Annotated in this window: 12 protein-coding genes and 1 tRNA gene; 1 reads left to right on the top strand and 12 read right to left on the bottom strand. The window is 46.5% G+C overall.

Going from position 1 to position 13,179, the window contains the following annotated elements; all coding sequences use genetic code 11:
• Positions 1-47: 47 nt before the first annotated feature.
• From VIS48_12940 to VIS48_12900, 9 genes are all read right to left on the bottom strand, one after another.
• The gene (locus VIS48_12940) at positions 48-1,037 is read right to left on the bottom strand and encodes a transposase (protein HEY9167055.1); all 990 of its coding nucleotides are present in this window, start codon (positions 1,035-1,037) and stop codon (positions 48-50) included.
• Between the two features lie 229 nt (positions 1,038-1,266).
• Entirely contained in the window at positions 1,267-2,154 is an 888-nt protein-coding gene (locus VIS48_12935; protein ID HEY9167054.1) for a tyrosine-type recombinase/integrase, read from the bottom strand.
• 435 nt (positions 2,155-2,589) lie between these two features.
• Positions 2,590-2,667, bottom strand: a tRNA-Asp gene (locus tag VIS48_12930).
• 34 nt (positions 2,668-2,701) lie between these two features.
• Positions 2,702-2,977, bottom strand: coding sequence for a hypothetical protein (locus VIS48_12925; protein ID HEY9167053.1), 276 nt, complete (start codon positions 2,975-2,977; stop codon positions 2,702-2,704).
• 593 nt (positions 2,978-3,570) lie between these two features.
• Complete coding sequence (locus VIS48_12920) at positions 3,571-4,497, bottom strand: NAD-dependent epimerase/dehydratase family protein (protein ID HEY9167052.1); 927 nt, start codon at positions 4,495-4,497, stop codon at positions 3,571-3,573.
• A 350-nt stretch (positions 4,498-4,847) separates the two neighbouring features.
• On the bottom strand, positions 4,848-5,561 hold the full coding sequence (locus VIS48_12915) for a DUF4386 domain-containing protein (GenBank protein ID HEY9167051.1): 714 nt from the start codon (positions 5,559-5,561) through the stop codon (positions 4,848-4,850).
• A gap of 316 nt (positions 5,562-5,877) precedes the next feature.
• Positions 5,878-6,384, bottom strand: a complete 507-nt coding sequence (locus VIS48_12910) for a hypothetical protein (protein ID HEY9167050.1) — start codon at positions 6,382-6,384, stop codon at positions 5,878-5,880.
• A 274-nt stretch (positions 6,385-6,658) separates the two neighbouring features.
• On the bottom strand, positions 6,659-8,110 hold the full coding sequence (locus VIS48_12905; protein HEY9167049.1) for a DUF362 domain-containing protein: 1,452 nt from the start codon (positions 8,108-8,110) through the stop codon (positions 6,659-6,661).
• 779 nt (positions 8,111-8,889) lie between these two features.
• Positions 8,890-9,690 carry a hypothetical protein gene (locus VIS48_12900; protein ID HEY9167048.1) on the bottom strand — a complete coding sequence of 267 codons (801 nt, stop codon included), beginning with the start codon at positions 9,688-9,690 and terminating at the stop codon, positions 8,890-8,892.
• A 530-nt stretch (positions 9,691-10,220) separates the two neighbouring features.
• On the opposite strand from VIS48_12900, the gene VIS48_12895 reads away from it, so the two are divergent.
• Positions 10,221-10,745, top strand: coding sequence for a hypothetical protein (locus VIS48_12895; protein ID HEY9167047.1), 525 nt, complete (start codon positions 10,221-10,223; stop codon positions 10,743-10,745).
• 345 nt (positions 10,746-11,090) lie between these two features.
• Here the strand turns inward: VIS48_12895 and VIS48_12890 are convergent, their stop codons facing one another.
• The 3 genes from VIS48_12890 to VIS48_12880 form a co-directional block, all read right to left on the bottom strand.
• The gene (locus VIS48_12890) at positions 11,091-11,651 is read right to left on the bottom strand and encodes a heme-binding beta-barrel domain-containing protein (GenBank protein HEY9167046.1); all 561 of its coding nucleotides are present in this window, start codon (positions 11,649-11,651) and stop codon (positions 11,091-11,093) included.
• Positions 11,652-11,849: 198 nt separating this feature from the next.
• On the bottom strand, positions 11,850-12,530 hold the full coding sequence (locus VIS48_12885) for a CPBP family intramembrane glutamic endopeptidase (protein ID HEY9167045.1): 681 nt from the start codon (positions 12,528-12,530) through the stop codon (positions 11,850-11,852).
• 255 nt (positions 12,531-12,785) lie between these two features.
• Positions 12,786-13,073 carry a hypothetical protein gene (locus VIS48_12880; GenBank protein ID HEY9167044.1) on the bottom strand — a complete coding sequence of 96 codons (288 nt, stop codon included), beginning with the start codon at positions 13,071-13,073 and terminating at the stop codon, positions 12,786-12,788.
• Between the last annotated feature and the right edge of the window lie 106 nt (positions 13,074-13,179).

The raw sequence follows: 13,179 nt of genomic DNA, 5'->3' as shown, positions 1-13,179 counted from the left end.
ACCACGAATGGCGGAGCCCGCGGGTGCCATCTCCGCTCGCGATTCAGTTAGCTCACGACGCTATCCGTCAAAAACTTCAGCGCAATGTTGAATGCAGCATTGGCATCTCCGTCCAGCGAATGACCAAGAGAACAATAGAATATGTTTGTCTTCGATCTCTCGCCCTTGATCCTGTGGAGGTAACATCGGGAGCTCGTCTCATAGGGAGACACATAATGGACTTCTACCCCCATGAGGCCTGCCTTGTAGTCAATAAGATGTTGAAGTCTCGAGTACCCCCACTGCTTCAGCATCTTCTCTCGCCAATGGTCTCTTTCCTTGTGTTCGATGCCGGAAAGATCCTCCATGACGATACCCGACTTACGTTCAGCCGCCATCATCACCACTTCCTTCGTTATCCTGTGCAGTGCCGAATTCATCCTGTTCGAGTAGTTGCCCGTTGCGCCCTTGAGTGCCCTGAAATTGCCTGCTCTTTTCAGAGCCGCCACGGATGCTTCATGCCGTTTTCTTAGCTCGAAGAGCTCTGCTCCGAGTTTCCAGAACTCCCCGGTCCTTGGATCCCCCACCACGATTGGAGCACGCGATACATTGACATCAATCCCCAGGTATCTTTCCGACGCAATTCTCCGAGCACACGGTAATTCGAACGTTAGATACACGTTCTCTTCGTCCAGCTCCGCCTTCCATATTCTTGACAAACCGATCGGAAGTGGAGCAAATATTTTCGCGTCCAGACATGGGATATGGAGAATCGACGTCGATGTGTCATAGCGTATTTTGCTCCCCGCGATCGGAAGCCTGAACTTCGCCGGATCAATCTTCGCCCTCTTTCCATAAGAGAAATCCCTGAGTATCATGTCGCTTATTACCGAAGTCAGGTGGATATCCGCTACCTTCCTCGTGGACATCTTACGCACGTTCTCCATGGCACGCTTGGCGACGAGAATTCCTTTTGTCAATTCCTCGGTCAGATCAAGATTATGTTTCGTTCGCCAAACGAGGAATTGTGTGCTGATCTCTGATTTTTCCCTCCTCATCAATGTGCCCCCTGTATCGTTTGTTGCCCCCACGCGACGACTTTTGGAAGTGTGCGTCTATTTTCTATGCCACATAATATGGAGTTTTTCTGATTTCACAAAATTACATTTTTAAAGATAACTACGGTCCTTGCCGGTTCCTGGCTGCTTCACCGATGCAAATGAAAAGGGTGAGCTCCCACTATGAGGTCAAAGCCCACCCGTGTTCTCACTGCGTCCTTCTGAGAAGTTAGTTCCAGCTGAACATTCCCGTAGATGAAGCAGTCAGAGTCGACATTACCCCAGTAGACATGTGTAAATGTTCCGGAGATGTATGCGCGTACTTTTCTGTCACGGTTATCCGCGAATGTCCCATCAACTCCTGGATGTCCCTCAACGGCACATTGTTCTGGCAAAGAAGGGATCCAAAAGTGTGTCGCAAGGAATGAAAATGTAGCTTTCTGTTCAGACCCAATTCCCTTACGTATTTTCTGAACTTCTTTGTTAGCACGGTCGGATCAATTGCTTTGCCATCCTCGTCCGTGAAAAGCGGCTCGGAATCATTGGCGGTCATCCGCTCTTTGACGATTTGAAGAGCCACATCGTTGAGCGTGACGACTCTCCGTTTGCCGAATTTGACCCTGTACCCAGTCGTCGAATGGACTTGCATGACCCTGTTAGCGATATCCACGTCCTTCTTCAGGAGGTTTGTAATCTCGCCTCTCCTTAGCCCGGTTTGTATTGCGAAAAGGACGATCTTGCCAAACCATTGCTCACGTTGAGCGGCACCTAGAAATTCTGAAGCTTCCTTGTTTGTGAGGTAAAGCGGACACTGATCTGCTTCACGTATGCCTTTGATTTTTTCAGTCGGATTCTTCTGAAGAAGTTCCAGCTCGAATGCCTTCCGAAAGCAACTCTTGATCGCGCGAAGATTTATGTTTACAGTCGCCTCGGCAACATCTTTCTTGCGCAACGTCTTGTATTTTTCTATTTCGAGTGGCGTGACAGAAGTAACTTCCTTGTCTCCGATGAGTTTTATCAGCGAGTCGAGTGATATTCTGTACCATTCGGCTGTTTTCTTTGAGAAGTTCGTCTCCCCATACTCGACCGCCCAGTTTCTGAATTCTGACAGTAACATTGTTATTACCCCCATTTTATTGTCTTAAAGTCGGCCGGGACACTCACTGAGTTCCGCAGGCCGTTTCCCCCGGCAGATACCGCAGGCACCTGCCTTGTTATTTCTACCACTAAGTTGCACTGAGAAAAGGAATTCTCAAAATTTCGTTTCCGAAACAGAGAACCATTCCTCAGCCTTTGAACTCCATGGAATTGAAACTAAATTCAAGCATATGTGGTCCGGGAAGTAATTCTAATGAATAACAAAAATCATGATTGCTAATCGGCATAGAAGAAAGGCAGGGCCCATGCTGATGCAATCAAACTTCGAGCAAGCATCGTGGATCGGGAGTTGCAACTGTACAGTAAGGATTCTCAACACTGTACACATTTGTACAGTTCACGAATACCGAAGGAGTCGAAAAGTCGAGGGGAATGTTTCAAATCGGAAGGAATTTGGCGGGGTTGACGAGGCTCGAACTCGCGACCTCCTGCGTGACAGGCAGGCGCTCTAACCAAACTGAGCTACAACCCCTCAGAATTTTGCTTCTTTCAAAGAATTTCGCGACCTAGAATCGAAATCCGGAACCTACGTTAGATGTCGCGTTAGATGTTACCGTCGCAGGACGTAATCTATCGTATGCAGAGGGAATTTTCAAGTAAGGAATTTCCGATGAATGACCTGACCACAGTTTATGTACCAACATGAAGTTAGTAATCCTGTCAAGCATTGGCAACCTGACGAGGATAAAAGACTTCTGGAGCTGGAGGCATGTAGCCGAGTGAACCTCTATCTCCCGCAGCATCGCCACGATCGATTCTACCGTGTGCCGCTTCTTTCCCATTGCAATCTCCTCTGATCCACTCTTGCCTCAGTTACTAATATAACACTCGATCACTTTTTGGGGCGCACGGCAGTTGTGGACTGAGGGATGATCCTGTATTCGTAATTTTTAATTTCTTTGTCCATAGTATTTGCCTCCTTTGATTATTTCCCCTGGAATGATCGATACCTGACTCACAAGCTTTTATTTATCGCGAAATCCATTTTTTGTAGATTATTTCATAGTCCTACTCATAGCCAGGCGCATTTAGCCTCAATTCCTGTTCGGCTATGGTTTTACCTCCTCTTAGCATAACCATTATTAGCCTAACGGATGGGCGCTTCCGCCTTCGTGGAAAGAACGACTTCGGCGGACAGGAAGCTGCGGCGGCGATCAGCCAGTCCTATGCGGCCCATTGCGCGGACGTATCTGTTGATCATATCAAGCTCGGCGTACTGTCGCGCGGCGAAATCGTCAACGGCTGATTCCGTCAGCTTGTCCGAAGGACTTCTTCGGAGAGAGACTTGGTAGAACACATGCGGTAGAATATTTAATTAACCACTGAATCCGCAATATTACCAATGTGCCGTCAGCGGTTTGCCTACCCCCATCATTTATTTTCTTGTTTGCTCAATTGTTAATTTTACACCTTCCTGATAGGTTGTAGTTTTAAAGCTAAATCGTTTATCAAATTTGCTTGAATCAAAAAAGTAATCCCGATCGTATTGATACATCATTTCAGGCATCTCTTTCATTATTGGAATGAATAAACCGAGTATTCTCAATAACCACATCGGCAATATAGAAACCTTGTTTTCTACATTCATTCCTTTGGCAAACAATGCTATCATTTCTTTACCTGTTAAGGCATTTCTATCGGTGGGCAAATGCCACACTTGGTTGTATGCATCAGCAGTGTTTCCCAATAGTGCAGTAGCCTTGGCTGCATCAGGTGTATACGTAAAGGAATGTTTTTTATTTGCATCAATGAACCAATTGGGTTTCTTGCCCTTCTTAATGTTTTTGTAAACCATTTCAAGTAAAAAGCTCCTGTCATTATTAGGGCCATAAAAATCAGCAGAACGAGCGATTAGTGCGGTCAATTTCCCCGATTTTACTTCATTTAAAAGCATGTCAGCAATTTCTTTTCTAACCGCCCCTTTTTTACTTGCTGGGTTTATGAGTGAATTTTCAGTCATGTGCGGGATAGCATATATATCATAGACGTAGACATTGTCAAAGAATACCAATTTCGCTTTGTACTTAATACATGCATCTATTGTGGCACGCATAAGTTTCGGCCAATTATTTTGCCAAACTTTTATGTTGTAATCAAATCCAACTAATAGATACACAACTTCAGAACCCTCAATAGCTTTTTCTACCTGACTTGCATCTGATAAATCGGCTGGGAATAAGTCGTCTGTTTCATTTACTTTTTTAGGATTGCGACTTACTAATCTTATTTGCTTGGTGTAAGCCGTTAATTCCTTTGCTAATACAGAACCTATTGTTCCGTTTGCTCCCAAAATTGTTTGCATAGCTAAATTCCTTTTAGTTGCAACTGTTTAACTGTGATCGTTTCTAGCCTCTTCTCTAACTCATGTAACTAGCAATATGTAATTCGTGTGTTCTAACGGACCGGAGCTTCCGCCTTCGTCGAAAGAACGACTTCGGCGGACAGGAAGCTGCGGCAATATTAATGTACCAATGCAAAGTCAGAGATCCGGTCAGGCATTGGCACCTTCCTTTGCGACGAGGAGGTTTTCCTGTTATCGTTTAATCCACTCCTTCTCTACTCTCCGCTTTCGCCGAAGGCGTATCTTCGTGACAATATGGGTTCTATTAGCTGGCGTCTGCGCTTGCCAAGTGGCACATCTTAATCTCATCATCATTCGGAACTTTGGGAGATGGGTCCGCCTGGCTTTTGCGATCTCACGCCAACCACGAGCAGGTATGCAACCATCGAGATTTCCGCGATTGCTGACGGAATGACGACGAAGGAGTGAATCTTTTGACCGAAGTCGGGGACAAGGAAAGCAGCGAGCAGGTCAACGAGGTAGCAGACCCCACCCACGATGAGAAACTCGCCGAGCCACTTGGGGAACATCTCTGATTTGTAAGCGAGATACCCAAGCGGCACCAGCCACAGGCCAAAGAATATCTGCGCGATGAGGATACCATAGTGCTGGGTTTCAAGTAAAAGATATATGAGAGCACGCGAACCCTCGATGCCAAAGGCGGCAGCATATCCACTGTTGGTTGCCACACGCAAGCCCTCAAACTCGAAGACCGCATTGAGGCATCCGATGCCGGCAGCGAGAGAGACGAGGATCAACATTACCCTCGCCACGTTCTTGTTCACATGCTTCAGCAGGATGTAAAGGGTCAGGGCCAGAAAGACAAAGAATGTCTGATCCAACAGGTCAGCGACAACGCCTATGCGAACAAGTAAGGGGTTCGCGATAACATTCGCAGCCGTGGCCGCCGCGTTGCCGGCAATGTACATCTTGGGTTCAACAAATCCTTCTGCAAAGCCGCCGAAGATGCCGACGAGCAAGTAGAGGACGCCCGCGATTCTCGCTGTCTTCTTGCTTGATTTCATTTTGTCGTCCACATAATTTTTCTCTTCTTGATATGGTTTCTTCAAGTGCAACTCAAGTCCTGATCCCACATCTACTAATGACGCACGACGTGTGCGAGAAAAAAGTCGTGGCACGCATCTCGATGAGTCGAGTCGTCGACCATTCTCTTCCTATGAGCGCGCCATGAAGCCTCTCCGCCGTCCCGCAAGGCGGGACTTGCGGAAGGCGGGCGATTCGATATATAGCCCATGATGAGCATCTTCTTCCTGGTTGTTAGCCGACGCACACCATGTGGATAAACAAGCGTATCATGACATCATCGTTAGCGTCTGCTGATTATTCAACAAGCACTCCAGCGTTCTTCAAAGCAGAATAGATGCGGGGGTCGTTCCGCTTGTCCACCGAATCAATCGGAGTCCACGCTTTTTGAATCTGATGAGACTGCAGCCACACGTCTATATATGGAACACTCGACGATAGAGATGAATATGGATACCAAAAGGCTCCAAGGTAGATGCGGTCGCGTCCTACCATAACAACGAAAGGTATTCCTGCCGTTGGGCCATTGTGTCTCCTAAGAATGGCCAGTTCCGTATCTACCGATGCTGTTGCTACGAACTCGTGCGTTTGCCAGCGATAAGATATTAGAGAGTCCTGCACCAAGAATGGCGCATCCGCCAAAATCAAACTGTCGATGGGTAAATTCCAAACGTGTTGAGCTGTTAATGTGGAATCCTTCAGTCGGTAAATAGCGAAGGAGGAACTCGAAGAATGTTCGTTGGTAACATCACACCCCCAGATCGAAAGGAATGAAATAGATAAAAGAAAACAACAAATTTTCATTTTACCTCCCTCCTGTCAAAGATTTGCCGACTTGTTGCTGCGTGTCGCCTAACTACTTGGCCAACGTATTCGTTAGGCGTACTCCTGGGGTTAAACTACCGAACCGTTTCGTTTATTATCTTCTTGATTATAATCCACGACATTCTCCCACAGCCCTTTTGTCGATGGGAGTATGAGATTGCCAGTTGGGCGTATACCAATTAGTGCTTTGTGCGACGTACCCTCTCACGACGCACCGGACATTTTATTATACTGATGAACACGATGCTTGACTTTATTTCATGTAGATCATCTTAATCGTGTCGGAGAAGTTGTCAGTCTCCATCCTGCACAAGTAGACTCCGCTGGCCAATCCCTCTGCGCTCCAGTAGAGGTCATGTTGCCCCGCAGGAACTTCACCTTCAACAAGCGTTTGAATCTCACTCCCGGTGACTGTGAAGACTTTGACCGAAACCCTTGCGGCCTTCGGCATATAGAACACTATTCTGGTGGATGGGTTGAATGGGTTCGGGAAATTCGGAAGCAAAAGGAAATTGCTCGGGAGTCTGACGTCGTTGTGCGGTCGGACGGACGTAATCAGACTCGCTCCGTCACCGACGATGTTAATATCCTTAAGTTGATTCGTCCCCATTCCTTTGGTGTGGAGTAAATCAAGGTAGTTATCACAAGTTGTCTTGCCGTCAGGCAACTGAAGGCTCTTGGCTTCGCAATCTAGTCCCATCAGGTAGGCTCCAATACTGTCGGTCGAAACAGGTTCCTTCCCCGCCAACAAAACATGGCTAGCGTATGGAACGAAAGTGGAAATCCAAACACCTTCCCCGCCCTTGGCATTCTTGATCCCATCTACCACTGCAAGACTTACGGGACGAGCAGCGTTGAGATCGCAGATGGATTCCGGGAGGTAGCTATTCGATGCCCCGCCGGTTGGATTATGGAGCTGCTGCCGCCGGCCCGTATTGGTTTGTATCGTGTAAAGAGCTTTCGGAACAGTGCCAACCTGATTTTTTAGCGAGCACGTGAGGCCTGCTTCAGCATGCTGCTTCAACTTCGGTATCGAGACATAGACATCGACATCTTTTAGTATTTGATTCATTTTAAGAGATGCAAAGTTAAATGGATTGCTACCTGTCGACATGTCGACAAAGCTGCTGTAAGGCGTTGCATTGTTAAGATCAATCATGTTACAGCCCAGAGCTTTCTGAACAGCAGCATAGCCGAAGCTGTCGCTGGATCCGAACGGCGCTTTGGAGCCCGTGTCCCACAAGGAATCCACAATGTAAATGTCACCAGCAGTAACACCCGCATCAATCAATAATTCGCCAACTGCCTGAAGAACCGCAGGGTGGGTCCACATAGCTTCTGTAATTGACACGCCGTTAAGCAGAGTACTCGTGGCATTGCCTGACCCACCGGTCAGGTTAATTTTTATCGCAACCTTATCGCCCGCCTTCACCACATCGCTGATTCCGCCGAGTTGATCGAACAGGTATTGCACTTTTTGCTTGACGGTCGTAGGATCATATGAGTCTGCATTAGTATTGATCGTCTGGGTGATCCCTACTTGAGGCTGGGATGACAAGGAAACATGATGCTTGTAGGCAAAGACGCTTCCGGGTTTTATATAAGGAGCAATTATCAGCCCAGCAGTCGCCGTGCCTATCGTTTGCAGGAATTTTCTTCTGGAAGAACTCGTCTGCGATTTGCCTTCTTCTCCATTCTTCTTCAAGTTATTGCCTCCAACTCAGAGAGTTTTTTTTGAATTTCGTCGAAATTTCTTTAAAGCACGAGGATGAGTAGTAATCAGAAAAGGATTTGCAATTGGGTATTCTCAATCTCCTGTTCGTGAAGCTTCTCATTTTGTTCCAGACAAAGATCTGAACTCCTCCATCTTAGTTTGCAATTGCAAACCCGTTTACCAATCTCCGTCGTTCTTCTCCAGAATTATGACATCCATTTGATTCAACCCCCATGTCTTAAGAAATTTACCTTGTCGGACTATTAATGGCAACCGGTAGACACGAACGCAGACATGATCCAAGTCCAAGAAAGAATTGGGGAGCCGTGCTCTCTGCACACACGAAGCGACTTAGCAATGTTTGACCTGCCCCCATATGATGTACAAATGTGAAATTAGTGACCTTATCTGTACCTTTACTATTCATAAGAACAACAGGAAACGCCAACATGCCTGAAATAAAAATGGGCTGTTCCAACTTTCAGGGCATATAGGTATGCAGCGTGCTAGCTGGCATATTTACGGTGGAACAGCCCGTGGTGAAATCCCAATAACCTTGACTTAGTACATCAAGTAGTTAGACGCTCGGTATTGGGACAAGTTTATTCTCATGTTCAATCAAACGCATTGCTCGCACGCTGGTATAGACATAATCCAAATCTAGAAGACCCTTCCCCCTATTCTGCTAGTACCCAAAGTAGAAAGATGTTTGAGACTTAATGCACGAGTTAAATTGTTGAGGCTCAAAATCGGAATCCTGGATTCTCAATTCACCACGATTTTATCGCTTTGATTTCCTGCAAGAGAATCGACCTAAATGACTCCCACTTGGTTCTCGCTCCGTAACCGAATGAATTCTTCCGGTCAACAAGCACACCATTGACGATGGGATATCTCCCATAGCTTGCGCTGTCGTTTTCAATAGCACCCGTATCGCTCCGGTGACCATCAAGGTCCGTAATTAACGCAACAAATTCTGTCCCCCGAAACAAAAGAGGCTCTAACGGCAGAAGGCAGGTATCACCGATCTCAAAGTTCCAACGTGTTGGTCGCCAGAAGGGGAAGTAGTAGAATCTAATTATGTCACCCGTAGAAAGGAGAGTGTCCGACTTAAAAACTTCGTCCACTATCGCTGTGAGATCAGTCCTTGGCAGACTTCCGGCATTCACACCAGGTGGACCACCTTCAACCTTATAATCAACCGTCTCAACTCGGATTATTGTGGCCTTCACAATGCGAGGTGCTGCCACCAAATTAAAATCCAGCAGTGACAGCCGAGCTTTGATACTATTAAGTAGGGCATATCTGAATCGAGATGGGCTTACACGCCACTTACGATTCTTCTGTATTTCTTTGTCTACTGCCAGCGGATCTGTTTCATCGGCTTCATATACTATTCTCGCATATTGTTTCAATTGACCGGAAGGGATTGAAGCTAGCGTGCTCGTCTGGGAATTCTCAATTAGCGACAGATAGTCTGAGACTCTTTTAGCTCTTAGGCTATCATTCTGGGAGAACGCGATTGAGCCATGAAGAAGTAGCAGAATAATTGTCCCCGATAAAACCGCCATCCCATGCAACGATTCTCTTCTCTCAAGCAATCTCTGCTCGCCCTTTGAACTAATATAGAGGGGATCGTTTGAAACTCAAAGGAGATGCTAATGTACCGACACTCTTGCATTTCTTGCATGCATCGTGTAATGTTGCCGGGGGAATTTGTGCCGACAAGACCAGAATGAATATCTTCCTGAGCAACAACGGACGGTGAACAATGAAGGGGCAGCGGATCATCTTACTGACTGCTTTGATGACTTCCCCATTAAACTCGGCAGGTCAACAATCTATCAAACTATCTCCAACAAGGTCTGCTACTCCTACAATCCGTTAACTTTGATGGCGGGGTTCTTTTCACTAAATTCGAATCGAACTAATTTGTCAGGGCAGGCCAGCGTTCCATGCTTCGACCTTTGCAACCAATTCACTTTGGTGGTACACATGAGGAAACATTTGTCGGGATGAGAATATTCATTTCCCCATTGTGCCATCGGACCCTGTCGATGGATAATCCAATTCCTCACAACAAATTCGAGGAGAACCTCTAATGCATTCATATCATGTCCTTCCTTTGCGGTTTGCGTTGTTTACGGCAATTGTCCTTGCATTCTCATCACAAGTCTTATTCGCCCAAGAGAACGTTCCCGAAAAGAGAGTGCAGCCAAAGCAAACCAAAACAGTGCAACTCAAGCCTCAACCGGCCAAGACCAAGCAGTTAAAACCTAAACAGACAAAGAATGTTCCGCCAAAGAGTCAACCCGGAAAAATTACAAAGTTGAAAATTGGAGTTAAGCCTAGCTTATTCAACGGGCACTGCCCCAAAACGTTCGACTTCCACTGTACAATTACGGTGAACCACACGCCGGTCACAGTTGAATATGAGTGGCTGCGCAGTGATGGCGCTAGCGGAGGAAAACAGCGCGTGGAAATGCGTCATACCTCTGTGACCGTTAGTGACACGTGGCAGCTTGGTGAAGCAAAGCAGCACCTGCGCGAGTGGGAGAAGGTTCATATTATTTCTCCGAAGGATATGAATTCCCCACCAGCGATTATCATTGTCAATTGTAAATAAAACGTCTTCGGACTGGCCTGCCCGGCGTTGTCCGACAATGCAACCTTGATGATCTCGCGCGTCCAGATGAGTCGCTCATATCTCGATGAACCATCTTCTCGCTGAGAGATGCAAATGAAATATTTTGACCGAGATGAGCTGAGATCTCTGATCTGAAGCGCTAAGTCTTAGACTGGCTTTGCTCCCCGATCGGAATGGTAATTCGGATCGCCTGACACTCGTCATGAAGATTCCCGATAGGAAATTCCCGAACGTAAAACACTGCGTGGAGTAGAGAGCGATTTCCACACGGCAATGTCATTGTCCCCAATTGATTCTGAGAAATGGTAACCGCGGTCAGCCGGACTAGACTCGTACCAGCTTGTTCCGATCACTATGCTCGAATAGTTCCTTCTGGCCCTTGATCCGGATCCTAGTCACCTCATGGTAACTGAAACTTCTGTCGTCATCGAAAGTCATTTCCAGCTCGAAGGAAACTGTTTTGAACTCCTTATCGAGGAATGGAGTGGAACAGACCCCGAAGATGGACGACCGTTCCTGAGCGGTTAATTTGAAGTGCTTAGCGTCGGGCTCCACCTTGCCTCCGGCAATTAACGAAACACCTCTGGGAATCAGGACACATTTCATAACCTCATTGGCCGCGGCGTCCCAAAGCCAATATCCAACTTCGTCGTGGAAGGGATCGGACTCGCTTAGCCGCCAGGCTTGAGTGTGGTATCGTAGACCATAAAGATTCTGTTCATGATTCTGCGTTAATCCGGTTGGCTCCAAAACCATTTTCTCGCGGTATTTATTCTTTTCCGTCTTCCGGTCATCAGATGGGGCCGTGTCTTCTCCGATGACACCTTCCCAAACTCCAGCCAATCGACCTATCGGCCCCAATTCTTTCAGAGTCTTCTCATCCATTATTTTCTCCGACTTTTTCTGCGTTAGGTAATCGGGACAGCCCGACAAATAACAATCTATGAAAGTTTGAAGGCAAATTAACCTGCCCCCATAATAGGCACCGATCTGAAGTTAGTGGCACGACTTCCGTATTCCGAGTGGTTGACAAACAGCTCAACGCCCGCCGATATATATTCCCTTCGACGGCTCTTGAACGGTTTAACCAGGCGGAACATAAAGATTCAAGAAGACCGGCACACTCAAGCTGAAAAGATCTGTTAAAGCATGCGAAAAGATAAGCCACCGCAGACTTCTCGTCTTGAAATAAATTATGCCGAAACAAACGCCCGAGAGAAACACGGTGGTCAGGAATATCGGATTACGGCAAGCGATTGAAGTGGTTCCCAAACCGACAAGATGATTCAACATGAAGAATAAACTTGAATAAATTATGGCTACCCATGTCGGCCATTTACTTGTAATATCTAGAATAAGTCCCCGCCAATATCCTTCCTCCAGGAACGGATTTGTCAAACCTAACAACAGCCAAGGAAGCCAGATAAGAACACCCTTAAGAAGATAACTTTGTGTGAGGATCATTCTTAAGGACGGAAGAGCTAATGCAACTGCAAACACTGCCCAACCCCAATGGCTCCTCGAGGGTTGCAACCACCTCCTGATCGACGCTCTTCCACCTCCCCATAGAATAAAGAAGGAGATTATTATCCAATAAATGATGACTATTGGTACCCATGCCCAAACATCCCAGACAGATTTGAATATGTGAGCAGTGAAGAAGCTTAGAATACATACCAACAAAGGCGACAAAACAATTAAAGTGTTCTTGAAGCCTCCACCATCTGATTTTGACTTGATGACCGAATCTGCTTCTTTTTCCATGACATGTTCCTCACGCTTCACTTTTAAAATTGGTTCCGCTATGTGTTAATTGGCAGTGTATCGTAATGTTCAGGCACCTTACAGGCCTTCATGGAACATTTGACAAACATGCAAATCTTATTGTCTGCAACGAATCATGGTTGCACGTTGAAACCGGCGCAGTAAACGCTTCCGCCGGAAAAAGTCCTGTCTCGCATCGACGACTTCCCAATGAGCACCGCATGAATTGAGAAATGGTTGGACTTGAAGATATCCTTAGGCTTGCCTGATTCCCTTTGGCACATAATCAAAGAATCGTTCAGTCGATTTGCCGTGGGTCCATTCAGCTCTCAAAGTCGTTTTCTTTTCCACTCGCCTCAGTGCCGACAGCAATTCACGATTTAATTGCCTTGCGCTCTCGCCTTCCATAGTCCTGGTAACCTTGAAGCCATTGTCATTCCGAACGATCCCATCAATTCCGATCAGTTCGGTCAGAATGACTTCGATCTTCTTGGGACTACCAGTGCTTATTTCAGCAACAAGTTTAAACAGTTTCTTAGCCATACCCAGCTCTCTGATTTCCTAAGGTTAGGAAATGCTCAGGGAAATTGCAACTCGACCGCAATTAGAGTTCCTTTTGTACATCAGAAAAGAAATCACAATTCCCCAT

This window comes from Candidatus Kryptoniota bacterium, from assembly GCA_036567965.1.
Taxonomy (GTDB): Bacteria; Bacteroidota; Ignavibacteria; order Kryptoniales; family JAKASW01; genus JAKASW01.
The sequence above is the reverse complement of the archived record's forward strand: the minus strand, read 5'-3'. Positions and strand labels throughout refer to the sequence as shown.

Coding starts and splice junctions, on each gene's coding strand:
- VIS48_12895 (HEY9167047.1), top strand. CDS start 10,221: ATGCATTCATATCATGTCCTTCCTTTGCGGTTTGCGTTGTTTACGGCA.
- VIS48_12910 (HEY9167050.1), bottom strand. CDS start 6,384: ATGAAAATTTGTTGTTTTCTTTTATCTATTTCATTCCTTTCGATCTGG.
- VIS48_12885 (HEY9167045.1), bottom strand. CDS start 12,530: ATGGAAAAAGAAGCAGATTCGGTCATCAAGTCAAAATCAGATGGTGGA.
- VIS48_12925 (HEY9167053.1), bottom strand. CDS start 2,977: ATGGGAAAGAAGCGGCACACGGTAGAATCGATCGTGGCGATGCTGCGG.
- VIS48_12880 (HEY9167044.1), bottom strand. CDS start 13,073: ATGGCTAAGAAACTGTTTAAACTTGTTGCTGAAATAAGCACTGGTAGT.
- VIS48_12920 (HEY9167052.1), bottom strand. CDS start 4,497: ATGCAAACAATTTTGGGAGCAAACGGAACAATAGGTTCTGTATTAGCA.
- VIS48_12915 (HEY9167051.1), bottom strand. CDS start 5,561: ATGAAATCAAGCAAGAAGACAGCGAGAATCGCGGGCGTCCTCTACTTG.
- VIS48_12940 (HEY9167055.1), bottom strand. CDS start 1,037: ATGAGGAGGGAAAAATCAGAGATCAGCACACAATTCCTCGTTTGGCGA.
- VIS48_12890 (HEY9167046.1), bottom strand. CDS start 11,651: ATGGATGAGAAGACTCTGAAAGAATTGGGGCCGATAGGTCGATTGGCT.
- VIS48_12900 (HEY9167048.1), bottom strand. CDS start 9,690: ATGGCGGTTTTATCGGGGACAATTATTCTGCTACTTCTTCATGGCTCA.
- VIS48_12935 (HEY9167054.1), bottom strand. CDS start 2,154: ATGTTACTGTCAGAATTCAGAAACTGGGCGGTCGAGTATGGGGAGACG.